24 protein-coding genes are annotated in these 18106 nt (G+C 68.7%); 13 read left to right on the top strand and 11 right to left on the bottom strand.

Translation table 11 applies throughout. The features are described from left to right. Positions 1–36: 36 nt before the first annotated feature. On the bottom strand, positions 37–849 hold the full coding sequence (locus AWB89_RS05490; RefSeq protein WP_085099679.1) for an enoyl-CoA hydratase: 813 nt from the start codon (positions 847–849) through the stop codon (positions 37–39). Positions 850–938: 89 nt separating this feature from the next. Here AWB89_RS05490 and AWB89_RS05485 point away from each other — a divergent pair, with 89 nt between their 5' ends. Together AWB89_RS05485 and AWB89_RS05480 are read left to right on the top strand one after the other, a co-directional pair. Beyond that, positions 939–2021: a CaiB/BaiF CoA transferase family protein gene (locus AWB89_RS05485; RefSeq protein ID WP_085172127.1), complete on the top strand. Its 1083-nt coding sequence runs from the start codon at positions 939–941 to the stop codon at positions 2019–2021. A 42-nt stretch (positions 2022–2063) separates the two neighbouring features. After that, complete coding sequence (locus tag AWB89_RS05480) at positions 2064–2816, top strand: 3-hydroxyacyl-CoA dehydrogenase (protein WP_085099686.1); 753 nt, start codon at positions 2064–2066, stop codon at positions 2814–2816. A 130-nt stretch (positions 2817–2946) separates the two neighbouring features. On the opposite strand, the gene AWB89_RS28250 is transcribed toward AWB89_RS05480, so the two are convergent. Next, positions 2947–3078: a hypothetical protein gene (locus tag AWB89_RS28250; RefSeq protein ID WP_255361745.1), complete on the bottom strand. Its 132-nt coding sequence runs from the start codon at positions 3076–3078 to the stop codon at positions 2947–2949. Positions 3079–3375: 297 nt separating this feature from the next. Between AWB89_RS28250 and AWB89_RS05475 the strand changes: the two genes are divergently transcribed. From AWB89_RS05475 to AWB89_RS05465, 3 genes are read left to right on the top strand one after another with little or no spacing between them, the layout of a single operon-like run. Beyond that, the gene (locus AWB89_RS05475; RefSeq protein WP_085099689.1) at positions 3376–5700 is read left to right on the top strand and encodes an MMPL family transporter; all 2325 of its coding nucleotides are present in this window, start codon (positions 3376–3378) and stop codon (positions 5698–5700) included. Between the two features lies 1 nt (position 5701). Further along, entirely contained in the window at positions 5702–6403 is a 702-nt protein-coding gene (locus AWB89_RS05470; RefSeq protein WP_085172126.1) for a TetR/AcrR family transcriptional regulator, read from the top strand. Beyond that, positions 6400–7041 carry a class I SAM-dependent methyltransferase gene (locus AWB89_RS05465; RefSeq protein ID WP_085172125.1) on the top strand — a complete coding sequence of 214 codons (642 nt, stop codon included), beginning with the start codon at positions 6400–6402 and terminating at the stop codon, positions 7039–7041. The genes AWB89_RS05470 and AWB89_RS05465 overlap by 4 nt, the downstream gene beginning before the upstream one ends. A 25-nt stretch (positions 7042–7066) precedes the next feature. Here AWB89_RS05465 and AWB89_RS05460 read toward each other — a convergent pair whose 3' ends face one another. Then, positions 7067–7960, bottom strand: a complete 894-nt coding sequence (locus AWB89_RS05460; protein WP_085172124.1) for a hypothetical protein — start codon at positions 7958–7960, stop codon at positions 7067–7069. Positions 7961–8064: 104 nt separating this feature from the next. Continuing rightward, positions 8065–8778 carry an NAD-dependent deacylase gene (locus AWB89_RS05455; RefSeq protein WP_085099700.1) on the bottom strand — a complete coding sequence of 238 codons (714 nt, stop codon included), beginning with the start codon at positions 8776–8778 and terminating at the stop codon, positions 8065–8067. Positions 8779–8815: 37 nt separating this feature from the next. On the opposite strand from AWB89_RS05455, the gene AWB89_RS05450 reads away from it, so the two are divergent. After that, on the top strand, positions 8816–9181 hold the full coding sequence (locus AWB89_RS05450; protein ID WP_066914931.1) for an Rv1152 family transcriptional regulator: 366 nt from the start codon (positions 8816–8818) through the stop codon (positions 9179–9181). Between the two features lie 21 nt (positions 9182–9202). Here the strand turns inward: AWB89_RS05450 and AWB89_RS05445 are convergent, their stop codons facing one another. After that, positions 9203–9727: a DUF1697 domain-containing protein gene (locus AWB89_RS05445; RefSeq protein WP_085099702.1), complete on the bottom strand. Its 525-nt coding sequence runs from the start codon at positions 9725–9727 to the stop codon at positions 9203–9205. Between the two features lie 33 nt (positions 9728–9760). Here AWB89_RS05445 and AWB89_RS05440 point away from each other — a divergent pair, with 33 nt between their 5' ends. Beyond that, positions 9761–10204, top strand: coding sequence for a PPOX class F420-dependent oxidoreductase (locus tag AWB89_RS05440; RefSeq protein WP_085099705.1), 444 nt, complete (start codon positions 9761–9763; stop codon positions 10202–10204). 42 nt (positions 10205–10246) lie between these two features. Beyond that, positions 10247–10423 carry a DUF5302 domain-containing protein gene (locus AWB89_RS27245; protein WP_158089805.1) on the top strand — a complete coding sequence of 59 codons (177 nt, stop codon included), beginning with the start codon at positions 10247–10249 and terminating at the stop codon, positions 10421–10423. A 23-nt stretch (positions 10424–10446) separates the two neighbouring features. Here AWB89_RS27245 and AWB89_RS05435 read toward each other — a convergent pair whose 3' ends face one another. Next, positions 10447–11121: a hypothetical protein gene (locus tag AWB89_RS05435; RefSeq protein WP_085099708.1), complete on the bottom strand. Its 675-nt coding sequence runs from the start codon at positions 11119–11121 to the stop codon at positions 10447–10449. Between the two features lie 18 nt (positions 11122–11139). Next, positions 11140–11673: a nuclear transport factor 2 family protein gene (locus tag AWB89_RS05430; protein WP_085172123.1), complete on the bottom strand. Its 534-nt coding sequence runs from the start codon at positions 11671–11673 to the stop codon at positions 11140–11142. A 31-nt stretch (positions 11674–11704) separates the two neighbouring features. Here AWB89_RS05430 and AWB89_RS05425 point away from each other — a divergent pair, with 31 nt between their 5' ends. Together AWB89_RS05425 and AWB89_RS05420 are read left to right on the top strand one after the other, a co-directional pair. Then, positions 11705–12286: an HhH-GPD-type base excision DNA repair protein gene (locus tag AWB89_RS05425; RefSeq protein ID WP_085172122.1), complete on the top strand. Its 582-nt coding sequence runs from the start codon at positions 11705–11707 to the stop codon at positions 12284–12286. Next, entirely contained in the window at positions 12283–12429 is a 147-nt protein-coding gene (locus tag AWB89_RS05420) for a hypothetical protein (protein ID WP_003875447.1), read from the top strand. Before AWB89_RS05425 ends, AWB89_RS05420 begins: the two co-directional genes overlap by 4 nt. On the opposite strand, the gene AWB89_RS05415 is transcribed toward AWB89_RS05420, so the two are convergent. Then, positions 12430–12861, bottom strand: coding sequence for a MarR family winged helix-turn-helix transcriptional regulator (locus tag AWB89_RS05415; protein ID WP_085172121.1), 432 nt, complete (start codon positions 12859–12861; stop codon positions 12430–12432). 51 nt (positions 12862–12912) lie between these two features. Here AWB89_RS05415 and AWB89_RS05410 point away from each other — a divergent pair, with 51 nt between their 5' ends. Beyond that, on the top strand, positions 12913–13527 hold the full coding sequence (locus tag AWB89_RS05410; RefSeq protein ID WP_174627809.1) for a TIGR03086 family metal-binding protein: 615 nt from the start codon (positions 12913–12915) through the stop codon (positions 13525–13527). 14 nt (positions 13528–13541) lie between these two features. Here the strand turns inward: AWB89_RS05410 and AWB89_RS05405 are convergent, their stop codons facing one another. Continuing rightward, complete coding sequence (locus AWB89_RS05405; protein ID WP_085172119.1) at positions 13542–14612, bottom strand: Rv1157c family protein; 1071 nt, start codon at positions 14610–14612, stop codon at positions 13542–13544. Between the two features lie 45 nt (positions 14613–14657). After that, positions 14658–15329 carry a hypothetical protein gene (locus tag AWB89_RS05400; RefSeq protein WP_085172118.1) on the bottom strand — a complete coding sequence of 224 codons (672 nt, stop codon included), beginning with the start codon at positions 15327–15329 and terminating at the stop codon, positions 14658–14660. Positions 15330–15416: 87 nt separating this feature from the next. Between AWB89_RS05400 and AWB89_RS05395 the strand changes: the two genes are divergently transcribed. Continuing rightward, on the top strand, positions 15417–16706 hold the full coding sequence (locus AWB89_RS05395; protein ID WP_085172117.1) for a mannosyltransferase: 1290 nt from the start codon (positions 15417–15419) through the stop codon (positions 16704–16706). Here the strand turns inward: AWB89_RS05395 and AWB89_RS05390 are convergent. Further along, positions 16703–16987, bottom strand: coding sequence for a 4a-hydroxytetrahydrobiopterin dehydratase (locus AWB89_RS05390; RefSeq protein ID WP_085172116.1), 285 nt, complete (start codon positions 16985–16987; stop codon positions 16703–16705). The two genes, AWB89_RS05395 and AWB89_RS05390, sit on opposite strands and share 4 nt — an antisense overlap. 603 nt (positions 16988–17590) lie before the next feature. Here AWB89_RS05390 and AWB89_RS05385 point away from each other — a divergent pair. Beyond that, positions 17591–17983 carry a (deoxy)nucleoside triphosphate pyrophosphohydrolase gene (locus AWB89_RS05385; protein ID WP_085099734.1) on the top strand — a complete coding sequence of 131 codons (393 nt, stop codon included), beginning with the start codon at positions 17591–17593 and terminating at the stop codon, positions 17981–17983. Positions 17984–18106 lie beyond the last annotated feature (123 nt).

Here is an 18106-nt window from a genome sequence, read left to right as displayed (position 1 = left end):
GAGGAAGGATTGCCGGTTCTGGCCGGAGTAAGCGCGTCAGTCGTCGGTGAAGTTGGGCGCGCGGCGCTCCTGGAAAGCCGTTGTGCCCTCCTTGAAGTCGTGCGACACCAGCAGCCGCGACTGCCCTTCGTATTCGCGGTCCAGGGCGGCGTCCAACTCGGTGAGCGTGGCCGCGTTGATCGCCTGCTTGGTCTTGGCGAACGCCACAGCCGGGCCCGCCAGCAGCCGCGCGATCACCTTGTCCACCTCGGCCTCGAAGTCGTCGGCCGGATAGACCGCGCTGACCAGCCCCCACGACAGGGCCTCGGTGGCCGGCAACCGCTCGGGCAGCAGCGCCATCTGCATCGCCCGGATCCGGCCGACCGCGGCGGCGATCAGCGCGGACGCGCCGCCGTCGGGCATCAAACCGATCTTGGTGAAGGCGAGCATGAAAAACGCTTTGTCCGACGCCAATACGACATCACAGGCCAGGGCGATGGAAACGCCCACGCCGGCCGCCGGTCCCTGAACCGCCGCGACCACCGGGTGCGGCACCGCCGCGATGGCCCGCACCAGCCGGTTGATCTCCAACACGATTTCGTCCGGCGGGACGCCGCCACTGCCGGCCATGTCGTCGGCGCTGATGCCCGCCCCGGAACTGAAGCCGCGGCCCGCGCCGCCCAGCCGCACCACCCTGACCGCGGGGTCGGTGGCCGCGCGTTCCAACGCGTCGGCGATCCCGGTGATCACCGGGATCGTCAGGGAGTTCAGGCTGTCGGGGCGGTTGATGGTCACCGACAGCACGCCGTCGGCCAGCGTGACGTCGAGACCAGCAACCGGTGCGAGCGTGGCGATTCCAGAATCCGGCATGCGCCTCAGACTAGGTGACCGGGCTGCGCGGCTGCCGACCGCGGCTGAGAAGATGCCAACGACGTCAAAGCGGACGAAGGGGCAACATCATGGCGGGACCGCTACAAGGGCTGCGCGTAGTCGAGCTGGCCGGCATCGGGCCGGGCCCACATGCCGCCATGATCCTGGGCGACCTGGGCGCCGACGTGGTGCGGATCGACCGGCCGTCGGCGACTTCCGGCGGTGTCGTCAAGGACGCCATGAGCCGCAACCGCCGCATCGTGACGGCCGACCTCAAGTCCGACGAGGGCCGCGACCTGGTGCTCAAGCTCGTCGCGAAGGCCGACGTGTTGATCGAGGGTTATCGCCCCGGCGTCACCGAGCGGCTCGGCCTGGGCCCCGAGGAGTGCGCGAGGGTCAACGACCGGCTGGTCTACGCCCGGATGACCGGCTGGGGCCAGACCGGCCCGCGTAGCCAGCAGGCGGGCCACGACATCAACTACATCTCGCTGAACGGCATCCTGCATTCGATCGGCCGGGTGAACGAGCGGCCGGTGCCGCCGCTGAACCTGGTCGGCGACTTCGGCGGCGGCTCGATGTTCCTACTGGTCGGCATCCTGTCCGCGCTGTGGGAGCGGCAGAGCTCCGGTAAGGGTCAGGTCATCGACGCCGCGATGGTCGACGGGTCCAGCGTGCTGATCCAGATGATGTGGCAGATGCGCGCCTCGGGGATGTGGACCGACGTGCGCGGCACCAACATGCTCGACGGCGGCGCGCCGTACTACGACACCTACGAGTGCGCCGACGGCCGCTACGTCGCCGTCGGCGCCATCGAGCCCCAGTTCTATGCGGCCATGCTGGCCGGGCTGGGTCTGGACGGCGCCGACCTGCCGGCGCAGAACGACGTGACCCGGTGGCCCGAGCTTAGGGCGGTGCTGACCGAGAAGTTCGCCGCCCACGACCGCGACCACTGGGCGAAGGTGTTCGCCGACTCCGACGCCTGCGTGACGCCGGTGCTGGCCTTCGGCGAGGTGCAGACCGAGCCGCACATCACCGAGCGCAACACCTTCTACGAGGTGAACGGGGCCCTGCAGCCGTTGCCGGCGCCGCGGTTCTCCCGCACCGCGCCGGACACGCCCCGCCCCGCGGCCCCGGCGGCCGATGTCGAAGCGGTGCTTGCGGACTGGGTATAGTCCCCAACCAACTGGTTGGCTGGACGAGAGGGAAGGACTCGCATGGAAATCAAGGACGCCGTAGCCGTCGTCACCGGAGGAGCGTCGGGCCTGGGCCTCGCCACCACGAAGCGACTGCTCGACCGGGGTGCCCAGGTGGTGGTGATCGACCTGCGCGGTGAGGAAGCGGTCCGCGAGCTGGGCGATCGCGCGCGTTTCGTCGAGGCCGACGTCACCGACGAGGCCGGCGTCGCCAAGGCCCTGGACACCGCGGAGTCGATGGGGACGCTGCGCATCAACGTCAACTGCGCCGGCATCGGCAACGCCATCAAGACGCTGTCCAAGGACGGCCCGTTCCCGCTGGACGGGTTCAAGAAGGTGATCGGGGTCAACCTGATTGGCACGTTCAACGTGCTGCGGCTGGCCGCCGAGCGCATCGCCAAGACGGAACCGATCGGTGAGGAGCGCGGCGTCATCATCAACACCGCGTCGGTCGCCGCGTTCGAGGGCCAGATCGGCCAGGCGGCCTACTCGGCGTCCAAGGGCGGCGTCGTCGGCATGACGCTACCGATCGCGCGCGACCTGTCGCGCGAACTCATCCGCGTGGTGACGATCGCGCCGGGGCTGTTCAAGACCCCGCTGCTGGGCTCGCTGCCCGAGGAGGCGCAGAAGTCGCTGGGCAAGCAGGTTCCGCACCCGGCCCGGCTCGGTGACCCCGACGAGTACGGCGCCCTGGCCGTGCACATCGTCGAGAACCCGATGCTCAACGGCGAGGTCATCCGGCTCGACGGCGCCATCCGCATGGCGCCCCGCTAGTTCCGCAAACGAAAGCCCCCCGCGGTGAGCGGGGGGCTTTCGTTCGTAAGCAAGACCAGTGGCTATCGACGGAACCATCGACTGACGGCGGGTTCGGCCATGAGGAGCCGCGCTAATACGCTCATGACGGTCAGCTCGCCGTCTGCAGCGGGTGCCAGTCTTCGAGCTGCTCGGAGGTCTCGCCTTCCACCAGCATGTCGCCGTGGTAGAGGGCGTCGAAGTCAGCCTTGATGACGTCTGCGCTTGAGTCGTCGATCCACATGACACTGAGCGTATGGGCCGCCTCTAAGGATTCCTTGAGTCACGATTCGGAAAATGATGGCAATTTACCGGCGGGTAGGTTTCCGGCGGGTAAGGACGGGTCTCCGGCCCCTGAGCGGCTTAGACGCGGGCAATTTTTCTTGCCGGGCTCTTAGCGCCGCCCGGGTTTGAACCATCCGGCCGCGCCGAACCGTACTAATGGGTAAGGTTGTTTTACACCTGTCAGTTATCGCTGATAAGTTACCGCGGATAGGGGCGGTCCAGCGTGGCCGGCACGGCGGCGGGAGGACCGGGGAATATGCTGCAAGCGATCGCTCGACTGGCCATAGCGGCGCCACGAAGAATCATCGCGATCGCGGTCCTGGTGTTTATCGGCGCGGCCGTCTTCGGCATCCCCGTCGCCAAGAGCCTGTCTCCCGGCGGCTTCCAAGACCCGAACTCCGAATCGGCCCACGCCATCGACGTGCTGACCAACAAGTTCGGCCAAAGCGGCCAGCAGATGCTGATCATGGTGACGGCGCCCGGGGGCGCCAACAGCGAGCAGGCCCGCAAGGTGGGCACCGACCTCGCCCGCGACGTGCAGGGGTCGCCGCTGGTGTACAACGTGACGTCGGCCTGGACGGCGCCGCCGCAGGCCGCCGCAGACCTGGTCAGCAAGGACGGCAAGTCGGGGCTGATCGTGATCAACCTCAAGGGCGGCGAAAACTTCGCGCAGAACAACGCGCAGACCCTGGCGGACCAATTCGTCCACGACCGCGACGGCGTCACGGTCCGCGCCGGCGGCCCGGCGATGCAGTACGCCCAGATCAACAAGCAGAACCAGGACGACCTGGTGGTCATGGAGATGATCGCGCTGCCGCTGAGCTTCCTGGTGCTGATCTGGGTGTTCGGTGGGCTGCTCGCGGCGGCGCTGCCGATGGCCCTCGGGGCCCTGGCCGTCGTCGGCTCGATGACGGTGTTGCGGCTCATCACCTTCACCACCGAGGTGTCGATCTTCGCGCTGAACCTGAGCACCGCCTTGGGCCTGGCGCTGGCTATCGACTACACACTGCTCATCGTCAGCCGCTACCGCGACGAGCTGGCCGAGGGCAGCGACCCCCACGACGCGCTGATCCGGACCATGGCCACCTCGGGCCGCACCGTGCTGTTCTCCGCTGTCACCGTGGCGTTGTCGATGTTGGCGACGGTGGCATTCCCGATGTACTTCCTGAAGTCGTTCGCCTACGCCGGCGTGGCTACCGTCGCGTTCGTCGCCGTCGCGTCCATCGTGGTGACACCGGCCGCGATCGTGTTGTTGGGTTCCCGGCTGGACTCGTTCGACGTGCGCCGCCTGATCCGGCACGCCCTGCGCCGACCGGATCCGTTGCACAGGCCGGTCGAGGAGTGGTTCTGGTACAGGTCCAGCAAGTTCGTGATGCGCCGCTGGGCGCCGATCGGCCTGGCCGTCATGGCGCTGTTGCTGCTGCTCGGGGTGCCGTTCTTCTCGGTGAAGTGGGGTTTTCCGGATGACCGGGTGCTGCCGCGTTCGGCGTCTTCGCATCAGGTCGGCGACGAACTGCGCAACGGTTTCGCGCACGACTCCGCGACCGCCGTTCCCGTCGTCGTCCCCGACGTCCGCGGATTGAGCCCGGCGGCCCTGGACACCTACGCGGCCAACCTGTCGCGGGTCCCCGACGTCTCGGGCGTGTCGGCGCCGGGCGGCACCTTCGTCGGCGGAAACAAGGTGGGGCCACCGGCCGCGGCCACCGGGCTGGCCGACGGCAGCGCCTTTTTGACCGTGAACAGCAACGCGCCGCTGTTCACGCAGGCCAATGACACACAGCTCAGGCGGCTGCACGAAGTGTCCGGCCCGGACGGCCGATCCGTGGAAATGGGCGGCGTCGCGCAGGTCAACCGCGACAGCGTCGACGCGGTGACCGATCGCCTGCCGCTGGTGCTGGGCCTGATGGCGGCCGTGACGTTCGTCCTGCTGTTCCTGCTCACCGGCAGCGTGGTGCTGCCGCTGAAGGCGCTGATGTGCAACGTGCTGTCGTTGAGCGCGGCGTTCGGCGCGCTGGTGTGGATTTTCCAGGACGGCCATCTCGGCGCGCTGTGGACGACCCCGAGCGGGACGCTGGTGGCCAACATGCCGGTGTTGCTGTTCTGCATCGCCTTCGGGCTGTCGATGGACTACGAGGTGTTCCTGATCTCCCGCATCCGGGAGTACTGGCTGGAGTACCGACCCGAGAACCCGACCGCGAAAGAGGCGCACGCCGCCAACGACGAGGCGGTGGCGCACGGCGTCGCACGCACCGGACGCGTGATCACCGCCGCGGCGCTGGTGATGTCGATGTCGTTCGCCGCGCTGATCGCCGCCCACGTCTCGTTCATGCGGATGTTCGGCCTGGGGCTGACGCTGGCCGTGTTCGCGGACGCGACCCTGGTGCGGATGGTCCTGGTCCCCGCGTTCATGCACGTGATGGGCCGCTGGAACTGGTGGGCGCCAAAGCCTTTGGTGTGGCTGCACGAGCGGTTCGGCATCAGCGAGGCGCCCTCGGAGATCACCGTGCATGCCGAGCCGGCCGCGGAAGCCGTGCAGCACAACGGGCGACCGGTGAGGGAGTCGGTGACCAACATTGGTTGACGTGTCGGTCGAGGGCCTGCGTCGGTCCAGGGCTCCACGTGGTTCCGGCGAGCGGCTTCGCGACGAGATTCTGTCGGCGGCCACCGAATTGCTGTTGGAAACCGGACACGCCCGGTCGGTGTCGATTCGTTCGGTGGCTCAACGCGTCGGCATCACCCCGCCGTCGATCTATCTGCATTTCGCCGACAAGGACGCCCTGCTGGACGCGGTGTGCGCGCGCTACTTCGAAAAGCTGGACCCCGAGATGCGGCGGCTGGCCGGCGCGCACGCCTCGCAGGTCGAGGTGCTGCGCGCCCAGGGGCTGGCCTATATCCGGTTCGCGGTCGGGACCCCGGCGCTGTACCGGATCGCCACGATGGGCGAGTGGCGCTCCGGAAGCAGCGTCGATACGACGCTGAACGGCTCGGCGTTCAAGCACATCCGCGCCACCGTGCAACGGCTGATGGATGACGGTACGTACCGTCAAGGAGGAGACCCCACCACGGTCGCCCTGGAGCTCTGGAGCGCGCTGCACGGGGTGGCGGCCATGCTGATCGCCAAGCCGCACTTACCGTTCGGCGATGCGGAGGCGTTCGCGGACCGCGTGCTGTCGTCGGTATTCTGCGGGCAACTGGTGATGGGGTACTGCGGTCGGGACGCCACACCTCAGATGTTGGCGGCATGGGTCGCGACGCATCCGCCGCAGGAGGGCGCTCGGAAATGACGCAGGTAGTGGAGTCCACGCTCGACCATCCGTTCTTCGCGCGCGTTTGGCCCGTCGTCGCCGCCCACGAGGCGCCGGCGGTCCGGGCCCTGCGCCGCGAGAACGTGGCCGGCCTGTCGGGCCGCGTGCTCGAAATCGGGGCCGGCGCCGGGACGAACTTCGCCAACTACCCGTCGTCGGTCGAGAAGGTGATCGCCGTCGAGCCGGAGCCGCGGCTGGCCGCCCACGCCCGCGCCGCGGCCGCCGTGGCGCCCGTGCCGGTCGAGGTCATCGGCCAGACGGCGGAGGCGTTCAGCGACGACGAGCCGTTTGACGTCGTGGTGTGCTCGCTGGTCTTGTGCTCGGTGCGCGACCCGGCCGGCGTGCTGCGGCGGATCTATTCGCTGCTGCGACCGGGCGGGGAGCTGCGTTTCCTCGAGCATGTGGCCAGCGCCGGCGGGCGGGGACGCGTGCAGCGCTTCGCCGACGCGACGTTGTGGCCGAGGCTGTTCGGCAACTGCCACACCCACCGCTACACCGAGCGCGCCATCATCGACGCCGGGTTCCAGATGGACACGTCGCGGCGGGAGTGGACGTTGCCGGTGTGGGCGCCGCTGCCGGTGTCGGAATTGGCGCTGGGCCGGGCGCGCCGGCCGTAACGTTTTTGCTGCGCCGAGACTGCGCTCAGCGCGTGTCGTGGCGGCCAAAGCGCGATCTGCGCGCAGGCTCGATGCCCTCGCGGAAAGCCAACGCCTCGCGAACCCGCGCGATGATGCCGGCTGGACGATCTGCCGCGGTCACCCGGATGACGATCCAGCCGAGCCGCTCCAGATCCTCACTACGACGAATGTCTTTGTTGTACTGGATGCGATCGAGGCGATGGTGCTCGCCGTCGTACTCGACGGCGACCATGGGGTTTTCCCATCCCATGTCGAGGTAGTACACCGGCGCCCCGCCCGCGATCAGCACCGGGATTTGGGTGGTCGGCCGCGGCAGCCCTTCGTTGATCAGCAGCAGTCGGAGCCACGTCTCCTTCGGAGACTGCGCACCGGGATCGACTAGCGCGAGCGCTCTTTCGAGCTGCCTCAGCCCCCGTGCGCGGCGATGGTGGTCCGCGATGTGGAGCACCTCGTTTGCCTTGGTACCGGTCGCTCGCAGGAGGGCGTCCAAATGCGCGATCGCCAGACCCAGCGGCTTGCGCCGAGCGATGTCGAAGGCCGTGCGCTCCGGCGTCGTGACCGGAACGCCCGCGAGCACCATGACCTCCTCCGCGCGAAGCGCGAAAGCGTAGGTGCGCAGGCCTTGCGGAGGCCGCACGTTCGACCACACCAACTCGATCGGCAGGTCGTCGTCCACCCACTTAGAGCCATGCCACGCTGCCGCCGTCAACCCGGCGAGTATCCCTTGCCGATGCGACCACAGCCATGCCGCCGCGACACGGTCCCGAAACGTCAGTTGCTGATCGCGCTGGACATAAATGTCGGGGAATACCGCGCGGAACTGGGCCCGCAGCTGGTGCTTCTTCAGCGACCCGGCCTTCACCGCCTCGCTGCCACGAAAGGGTTGGCCGCTCGTCATGAGCGCACCCTGGTCGGTTACTTGGCCACAGGCACGTCGAGATTGCGCTCAGCGCGCAAAAGTGTGGGCAAACTGCGATCTGTGCGCAGGCTCGCTGCGCCGAGCTACTTCAGCAGGGCCGGCAACCGCTGCAGCAGGTCGGGCAGCGCCTGGCTGGCGCCCTCGCGGATGCTGATCGTGGCGCTGGAAGTCAGTGGCGTCGGCTCGGGGTTGACCTCGACGACGACGGTGCCGCGGGACAGCGCCAGGTCCGGCAGGCCGGCCGCCGGGTAGACGATCGCCGAGGTGCCCACCACGACCATCACGTCGGCGGACTGCGTCGCCTCGACCGCGCGCTGCCACGGCTCGTCGGGCAGCGCCTCACCGAACCACACGATGTCGGGCCGGATCAGGCCGCCGCAGTGGCACACCGGGGGTTCGACCTCCAGCTCGGGTTCGGCCATCTTGGGTAGTGGCCCGGTGTAGTCCATATCGCAACGGTCGCAACGGAATTCGAAGAGGCTGCCGTGCAGATGGTGCACCGCGGTGCTGCCCGCGCGCTCGTGCAGGTCGTCGACGTTCTGGGTGACGACGGTGACCTCGGCGTGGTCTTGCCAGGCCGCGATCGCGCGGTGCCCGGCGTTGGGTTCGACGTCGGCGACCAGGTAGTGGCGCCACAGGTACCAGCCCCAGACCCGTTCGGGGTTCTTGTGCCAGCCTTGCGTGCTGGACAGCTCGTAGGGATCGAAGCGGGCCCACAGTCCGTTCTTGTCGTCACGGAATGTCGGCACTCCGCTTTCCGCGGAGATCCCCGCGCCGCTGAGCACAGTTACTCGCATCCCACAAAGATAGTCGTGCTTGGGACATACTGAAGACGTGGAGCTGCGGGATTGGCTGAAGGTCGATGTCAAGGCGGGCAAACCGCTGTTCGACCAGCTCAGAACCCAGGTCATCGACGGGGTTCGGGCCGGCGCGCTGCCGCCCGGTTCCCGCCTCCCGACGGTGCGCGACCTGGCGGGGCAGTTGGGCGTCGCGGCAAACACGGTGGCCCGCGCCTATCGCGAGCTCGAGTCCGCGGCGATCGTCGAAACGCGCGGGCGCTTCGGCACTTTCATCTCCCGCTTCGACCCGACCGACGCGGCGATGGCCGCCGCCGCCAAGGAGTACGTCGACGTGGCCAAGGCGTTGGGCCTGACCAAGTCCGACGCGATGCGCTATCTGACCAACGTGCCCGACGACTGAGCGCGCTTGGCGCGCCGCGTGTTAGCGCGACACCTTGTCCAGGGTGCGCAGGTTGCGGGTGGTCGTCGAGGATTTGTAGCGCGCCTTGCCCATCGTCTTGCCGATCGTGCTGTCCAGCGTGCCGCCCTTGGGGACCTGCCAATAGACGACGCCGTCACCGCGCGCGATCTTCTCGTCGGGGCCCGCACCCAGGGCCGCGAGCTCGTCCAGCACGGCGGGATCGGCGACGAAGGTGACGTAGGACTGATACCCGTCGACCTCGCGCTCGAAGGGGTAGGCGTCGACGACCGCACGCACCGCCTGCAGGTCGTACACCAGTACCCACGCGTCGTAGCCGAACCTCTCGCGCAGCGTCGCCTCGGCCTTCTTGCGCACCTGAGTAACCCCAGCCGTCCCGGCCGACGAGTCAAGCAGCACGTTGCCGCTGGCCAGGATCGTGCGGACATTGGCAAACCCGGCCTCCGTCAGCGCGGTCGCGACCTCGGCCATCTTGAGGTTGACGCCGCCGACGTTGACGCCGCGCAGGAACGCCGCATATTTGGTCATGCCCCGATTTCACCACGACGTAGGCTTTCTCCCATGGGACGCCAAGTCTTCGACGACAAGCTGTTGGCCGTGATCAGTGGGAACTCCCTCGGGGTGCTGGCCACCATCAAGCGCGACGGACGGCCCCAGCTGTCGAACGTGAGCTATCACTTCGACCCGCGGGAGATGGTGGTGCGGGTGTCCATCACGGAGCCACGGGCCAAGACCCGCAACCTGCGCCGCGACCCGCGGGCCTCGATCCTGGTCGACGCCGACGACGGATGGTCGTATGCGGTCGCCGAGGGCACCGCGGAATTGACCCCCCCGGCGGCCGCCCCCGACGATGACACCGTCGAGGCGCTGATTGCCTTGTATCGCAACATCGCCGGTGAGCATCCGGACTGGGACGACTACCGGCAGGCGATGGTCACCGACCGTCGGGTGCTGATGACGCTGCGGATCTCGCACGTGTACGGCATGCCGCCCGGCAAGCGGTAAAAACCACGAGCCAGGCCGGGCCATGCAGGCTAGGCTGCCGGTATGGCCGAATCGAAAGCCCAGCAAGGGGACGATACGAAGCGCAAGTTCCGCGAGGCCCTCGATCGCAAGAAGGCCAAGTCGGCGGGCGCGTCCGATCACAAGGACGCCGGCGACAAGCAGTCGCGGGCTCACGGTCCGGTGGAGAACCGCCGCGAATTCCGCCGCAAGAGCGGGTGATTCGGGGTAACGGACGCGGGCCGTCAGTGATGGTGGTGGTGGATGTTCCCCGTGGCGATCGCCCAGATGAACCACACGAAAAACACCGTCGTGGCAACGATTATCAAGGCGGCGAACCCGATCCCGATCACCTTCATGAATTTCGCCTCGCTGTCCAGCGCGCCCGAGGCGTACTCGTCGACCGCGAGGTTCCCCAAGCCGAATGTCTCGACGAGGCTGTGCCATTCGGCGTCCGTGACCACGTAGAGGGGTCGGCGTTCGACCCGTTCGTGGCGATACGCGGCGTCCAGATCGAGGGGCTGCGCCTTGCGCCGCCAGGCGTACCGGAATTGGTGACCGGTCCACGTCGTGACGCGCATCGGCAGAATGCCGATCCTCACGTCCAGCCCACCGGGGGCGTCGAGGAGGAGCAGCGGTTGCGTGTAGCGCCGGCTTGTCGATTCGGAGGACTGGTCCATGGGCGCGTAAGTGCCCGGTGTCGCGGTGACCGCGTGGATCGGGGCGGAGCTGATCACCGCGTTGCCGCCCGGGTCGACGATCGAGATCGTGCCCCCACCCACGTCGATCGCCAGCGGCGGCTGCTGGGCGAATGTCTTGACCGCGTCGTCTTCCAGCGCGCGCTGCTTATAGCTGAATTCGTCCGGCTGGGCGAAGAGCAGATAGCGGGTGGTTTCCGCCGATGCGTCGTCGGTGCTCACCGGGAAAGAATCCCACTCTCAGCCTGAGGGCGGCGCAAACAGGCCGATCGACGGGTCGGCCTGGCCCGGCTGGCCGCGCAGGCTGCCGCGGGTGCTGGGGTGCCCGAAGTCCAGTCGGGATGGGTCGTTCTGGTATGCCCAGTCCGCGACGATGGTGCGCTGACTGAACTTCCAGCGGCCCTCGTGTTTGGTGTACGAGTCGAGGTACCGGCCGCCGATGATGACGTCTGACTCGTGTTCGGGGCCGGCAAAGGTGTGAAACACCAGGCAGTAGACCTCACCGCGGGCCGTGTCGCCGTCGACCACGAAGTTCGTCGTGGTGATGTTGTGTTGGGACACACGCACATACGGTTCGGCGGCCCGCAGCTGCGCGATGAACTCGTCGACACCGCCGGTCGAGAACGAGCCGTGCGCGTCGGTCGCGTCGGGGTGGTACAGGCTCCGGAGCGTGTCGTAATCCGCGCGGTCGACGGCCCGGCAATAGGCGGTGACGAGCTGATGCAGCTCGTCGCGAGCCAGCATCAGTTCCAATCTGGCCTCATCCACCACCACGCCACGATAGCCCGGGCGCTAAAGTCGGCGTATGTCGAAGCTCTGCCTGGCGCAGGAGGCCGAGGCCGACGCGCTGCTGGAAGACGATCCGTTCGCGTTGCTGGTCGGGATGCTCCTTGACCAACAGGTGCCGTTCGAGACGGCGTTTGCCGGCCCGAAGAAGATCGCGGACCGGATGGGTGGCCTGGACGCGGGCAAGATCGCCGAGTATGACCCGGATAAGTTCGCCGCGCTGTGCTCGGAAAGGCCTGCGGTGCACCGTTTCCCGGGATCGATGGCCAAGCGCATCCAGGCCCTGGCACAGATCATCGTGGACCGCTACGACGGCAACGCCGCGGGGTTGTGGACGGCCGGCAAGCCCGACGGGCAAGAGCTGCTGCGGCGGCTCAAGGGGCTGCCGGGTTTCGGCGAGCAGAAGGCGAAGATCTTCCTGGCGCTGCTCGGCAAGCAGTACGGCGTGACGCCGACGGGTTGGCGCGAGGCGGCCGGAGACTTCGGCAAAGCCGGAACGCACCTGTCGGTTGCCGACATCGTCGACGAGCAGTCCCTGGGGAAGGTGCGGTCGTACAAGAAGCAGATGAAGGCAGCAGCGAAGGGAAAGGCGGCAACGTGAAGACGCACATTACGTGTCCGTGTGGCGAAGCCATCGTCGGCAAGGACGAGGACGAACTGGTCGAGCTGACCCAGGCTCACCTCGCCAGCGTCCATCCCGGCCTCGAGTACGACCGCGACGCCATCCTGTTCATGGCGTACTAGTCAGCCGCCTCGCGCGTCCGACAGCTGACGCAGGACGCGCAGGAACGCCCGACGATCGTCGGCCGACAGCTTTCCGAGCCAGCGCTCCTCGCCGCGCTGAATGTCTTGCTGCGCACCGTCTTTCGCGGCCCGGCCCGCCTCGGTGAGCGCAAGCAACCGCACCCGGCGGTCCTCGGGGTCGGGGCGGCGCTCGATATAACCCCGGTTCTGCAGCTCGTCGAGCGTGGGGATGATGCGGGTCTTGTCGGCGCCGATCGCCTCCGCCAGCGCCGCCTGACTGCGCACCGGCGAACGATCGAGCGCATTCAGCACCACATAGCCCCACATCGACAATCCGTGCGCTTCCAGCACGGGAATCTCGGCGGCGATCAGTTCCCGAACGAGTGGCCCCATCATCGCGGCGAGATCGGGACGCCGTGCGGTCGGTGCCATGGTGGAAGCGTAGCCGTTGACAGATAATATGCTGATGCATATCGTATGCGCATGCATACTATTCCCGACGTCCGCTCCTTCCACCGGACCGCCGTGCAGGCGTCCGTCGACGTCGTCGCGGCGGTCACCCGCGACGATCTGCACCGGCCGACGCCCTGCGCGGGCTGGAACCTGCTCGACCTGCTCTCCCACATGACCGCGCAACACCACGGGTTCGCCGCGGCGGCGCGTGGCGACGGGGACGGCCCGGCCATCTGGGCGGCGGACCGCGTGGCCGATGCGGTGGCGGCCGACCCCGCCGGCAGCTACGCCGCGGCCGCCGCCGAAGTGCTCGACGCATTCGCCGCGGACGGGGTGCTCGACGCGACGTTCTCGTTGCCCGACTTCGGCCCCGGGGCAACCTTCCCCGGTGCCGTCGCGATCGGCTTCCACTTCGTCGATTACGTCGTGCACGGCTGGGATGTCGCCCGCAGCATCGGCGCCGAATTCGCGCTCCCGGACGACGTTCTGGCTGCGGTGCTACCGCTGGCGTTCGTCGTTCCGGATGGCGACTACCGCACCACCGACGGCGCGCCGTTCGGGCCGGCCGTGACCGCGCCCGCCGGCGCAACCGACCTCGACCGCATTCTCAGCCACCTCGGCCGCACGCCCGACTGGACACCCTGAATCGGGTCGGTCGCTCAGGGCACCACCGTCGAGCCGATGGTGGGCATGAACTGGCACTGCTTTTCCTTGGTGGTGACCTGCCCGAAGATCGTCGACATGATGCTGCCCGAGCCGGTGTCGACGATCGCCGTCAGCGTCGTCGGGCCGTCCCCGTTGATGTCGGTGCGCGGCTTGAGGGTGACCGTTCCGGACTTGCCGGTCGTCAGGTTCACCCAGGTGACGTTCAACGGCAGCTTCTGCACCTCGGCGGGCCCCGGCGTGCCGACCGCGGTGAACACATAGGCGGTCTGGCCGGGCCCGGGTCCCGGCGTCGGGATCTTGGCAGGCCCCGCCACCGACAGGGCGGTCGCGATCGAACTACTGCCGTCCGCAAGGCAATTCGTGCCGATCGAGGGATACATGAAGTCCTGGGTGGGCGGGGCATCCGGGCCGAAATCGGGCGACGCGGCGGGCGCGGCACCCGGCGCGGGAGCCGGTGCCGGAGCCGGGGCAGGCGCGGCGGCCGGCGCGGGAGCCGGGGGAGCGGCCGCGACGGGCTCGGCGGGTCCGGGCGCGGGAGCGGCGGCCGGTGCGGGCGCGGCCGCCGCGGGCGTCGGCGCCGGTGCGGCGGCGGGGCCAGGACCGGCGGCGTGGGCCGGATCGATGCCCGGCGGCAGGTGCGACTGCAATCCGGGCTCGATGCCCAGCGGCGGCACGTGTTGCACCGGCGCGGTGTCGGGCGGGGTGGCGACGCCGGGCGCGGGCGCCGGTGCACCGGGAACCGGCGAGCCCGGCTCCTGCACAAAGTGATCCACCGACGCCGCAACGTTTTTCGATTCGGTCGGCGCGGTCGGACTGTGGGTGAAAGCTTGCGCGGCGGCCATGAGCAGCTGGGTCGCCTGCCCGGGGTTGCTGGCCGCCTGCTGGATGATCGGGCTCAGCTCCGAAAGCGCCGGGAGGCCCGGTAGTTGCTGGGTGGAGTTCGCCTGCGGTGTCGGCAGCGGCGCCGCCGGGTCGGCCGCCGCGCCCGGGCAGAACCCGAGCGCGGCAGCCGACGCCGTGACGACAGCGGCCAACCCTTTGGACAGATTCCGAGTGCTTACCACGATGCCCTCCGGTCTAGGTTGTGGGTTTGCCGTTTAACGGATCGCTCAGGGAATGGCCGAGAGCAGCGGCGCCATCGGGTTGGTGAGCGACGGCAGTGTCGCCGCCGGTGCCGCCGGTGCCGCCGGGGCGGCCGGAGCCGCCGGAGCCGCCGGGGCGGCCGGAGCCTGTCCGGTGGCGAGCGCCGTCAGATCCTGCGGAAGCGTCAGCTGCGCGGGCACGTTGACCGGCAGGCCGGACGGCAGCGCCGGCATGTCGACCTTCGCCTGCGGGAGCTGAGGGGCCGGAGGCGTTGCGGGCGCCGCCGGTGCCGACAGCCCGGGGATGGCGGGCAGGCCCGGAATGGACGGAGCGGCCGGAGCCGCCGGGGCGGCCGGAGCCGCCGGAGCCTGCTGCGTCAGGCCCGGGATCGCGCCGAGCCCCGGAATCGCCGAGGTTGCCGACGGAGCCGAGGGCGACACAGGCGAGGTCGCCGAGGGCAGCCCGGGGAAGGTGACGCCGGGAGCGGCCGGGGCCGCCGGGGGCGTCGCGCCGAGCGCGGTCGCGAGGTTCTGCAGGATTTGGGGCGCGTTGGCCGCCGAACTGATCAGCTGCTGCGGAATGTTCGGCACGGGCGGGGCCGGCACGGGGTCGGCGTGGGCGATACCGCCCGTCAGTAGGGCGGCGGACGAACCGACAACGACGGCGGTCGCTCGCAAATAGGTCCAGATGGTTGGCATGACTCTCCCTGGTGTTCGACGACGGGTCCGCGGCCGAAGTTACTTTGATACTGGTGTGACTCAAGTGACACGTGTGGCATTTATTCGATCGTTACCGATACGAGTGGCGGCGGTGACCGGGCGGGTGCGGCGATCGCTAAAGTCGGGCGAATAGACACCACCTCGACCGCCGCCCCGGCGGTTCCCCTCAACCGGCGGCTGGCGGGTCCGCTGCAGGCGGCCGCGCCGGCGCTGCTGGCCGTGAGCGTCGTGGCGCGGCTGGCCTGGACCTACCTGGCGCCCAACGGCGCGAACTTCGTCGACCTGCACGTCTACCTCGGCGGCGCCGCCGCGATCGACCATCCCGGCACGCTGTACAGCTACGTGTACGCCGACCAGACGCCCGACTTCCCGCTGCCGTTCACGTATCCGCCGTTCGCGGCGGTCGTCTTCTACCCGCTGCACCTGTTGCCCTTCGGCCCGGTCGCTTTCCTGTGGCAGGTCGCGACGATGGCCGCGTTGTACGGCGCCGTCCGCGCCAGCCAGCGCATCATGGGTGTCCCCGCCGACGCCGGGCGGCGCGTCGCGATGTTGTGGACGGCGGTCACCCTCTGGATCGAGCCGCTGCGCAGCACTTTCGACTACGGGCAGGTCAACGTGCTGCTCATGCTGGCGGTCCTGTGGGCGGTCGCCACCTCGCGGTGGTGGCTATCGGGGCTGCTGGTCGGCGTGGCGGCCGGGATCAAGCTGACGCCGGCGATCTCCGGCGTCTATCTGGTCGGCGTTCGGCGCTGGGGCGCCGCGGCGTTCTCGGCGGCGGTGTTCCTGGCGACCATCGGCGTGTCGGCTCTGGTCGTCGGGGATCAGACCGGCTACTACTTCACCAAGCTGCTGGGCGACGCGCGCCGGGTCGGGCCGATCGGCACGTCGTTCAATCAATCCTGGCGCGGCGGCATCTCCCGGATCCTCGGCCATGACGCCGGCTTCGGTCCGCTGGTCTTGGGCGCCATCGCCGGCACCGCCGTGCTCGCCTTGCTGGCCTGGCGGGCGCTCGACGGGTCCGATCGGCTGGGCAAGTTGCTCGTGGTCGAGTTGTTCGGGCTGCTGCTCTCGCCGATCTCGTGGTCTCACCACTGGGTTTGGCTGGTGCCGCTGATGGTCTGGGCGATTCACGGGCCGCCGCGCGAGCGCCCGGGCGCCCGCGCGGTGGGGTGGGGCTGGCTGGCGCTCACGACCATCGGCGTGCCCTGGCTGCTGAGCTTCGCGCAACCGAGCATCTGGCAGATCAGCCGGCCGTGGTACCTGGCCTGGGCGGGACTGGCCTACATCGTGGCGGCGGTGGCGACGCTGATCTGGGTCGCGGCCACCGGCCGACGGGACGCGGGATCGGCGGATTAGTCCCCGAGGATCCCGTCGATGTCGCGCGCCATGTCGAGGTCGTTCTGCGTGATGCCGCCCTGCGAATGCGTGACCAGGGCGAAAGTCACTGTCCGCCAACGGATATCGATGTCCGGATGATGGTCCTTGCTCTCGGCGTGCTCGGCCACCCGGCGCACCGCGTCGATGCCGTCGAGAAACGCCGGGAACTTGACCGACCGGCGCAGAGCCCCGCCGGAACGCTCCCATCCGTTGAGTCCGGACAGCGCGGCGTCCACCTGCTCATCCGTTAACACGGCCATAACTGAAAACCTCCTTATTTCCAGAACCGTTTTTCTGACTCGGGGCTGTAAATTTCCGCGACCGAGAAATTACCCCCTCCCTCATTCGTGAAACGTGTCCCGGAAACTCGGTTCTACGCGCGCGAGCCGACCCTGCCGAGCCGGGTTGCCGCACCCGTTCGCTCGGCCGGGATTACGACTGCGTGGGCAGCCTACGGAGGCGGAGGTGGAGGTGGCGGCGCGGGCGGAGGCCAGGTGCGCTGCGGGCGAATTGGCCCACAGTTCAGGCCGATTTTGCAGTCCCAGCGGCTCGATTGGGGTTGGGCCGGGCAGCAGGCGTCGTCCGGCGATGACGGCGTCGGGGCCACGGTCGGCGAGGGGTCCGGCGACGGGTCCGCGTTGGTGCGCGCAGTACCGGCGACGCCACCGAGCGCCACGGCAAACACCGCGGCACCACCGCACGCTGCGGCCATAGCCCTGCCCATTCGATTTTTCATGACATTCAATTTTAGTTTTTCCGGCCTGAATGTACAGAGCCCGACGTCATCCGATAATGCGCAATTTTTATTGCGAATAATGACCGCCACACCGGTACGCGGCGGCGACGGTATACCGTCACTGGCCATGCCGTCCCAGATCGTCGTCGCCGCCGCGGTCATCTCCGGCCCCACGGTGTTGGTCGCGCAGCGCGTTCGGCCGCCGGAGCTGGCCGGCCGCTGGGAACTGCCCGGCGGCAAGGTCGCGCCCGGCGAAACCGAGTCCGACGCGCTGGCCCGCGAGCTGGCCGAGGAGTTGGGCCTGCGTCGCGGCGACGTCGAGGTGGGTGACCGCCTGGGCGCCGACATCGCGCTGAACGAGACGACGACGCTGCGCGCGTACCGGGTTCGGCTGCTGGGTGGCGAGCCCCATCCGCGCGACCACCAGGCGCTGCGGTGGGTGACGGCGGCCGAACTCGACGACGTGGACTGGGTGCCCGCGGATCGGGGCTGGTTGGAGGACCTGGCCCGAGCGCTGTGAGCAGGCTCATAACAAGTCCACAGGCTGCGTGCAGGCAACCTTCAGCGCTATCGCAGCAGACACGCGTGAAATCGGAAGGTACGAGCCCCAAAAATCCGTAACGTCGATGTGCATGCCGGAAGT

Source organism: Mycobacterium paraense (genome assembly GCF_002101815.1).
Lineage (GTDB): Bacteria > Actinomycetota > Actinomycetes > Mycobacteriales > Mycobacteriaceae > Mycobacterium > Mycobacterium paraense.
This window is presented reverse-complemented; position numbering and strand designations above follow the sequence as displayed.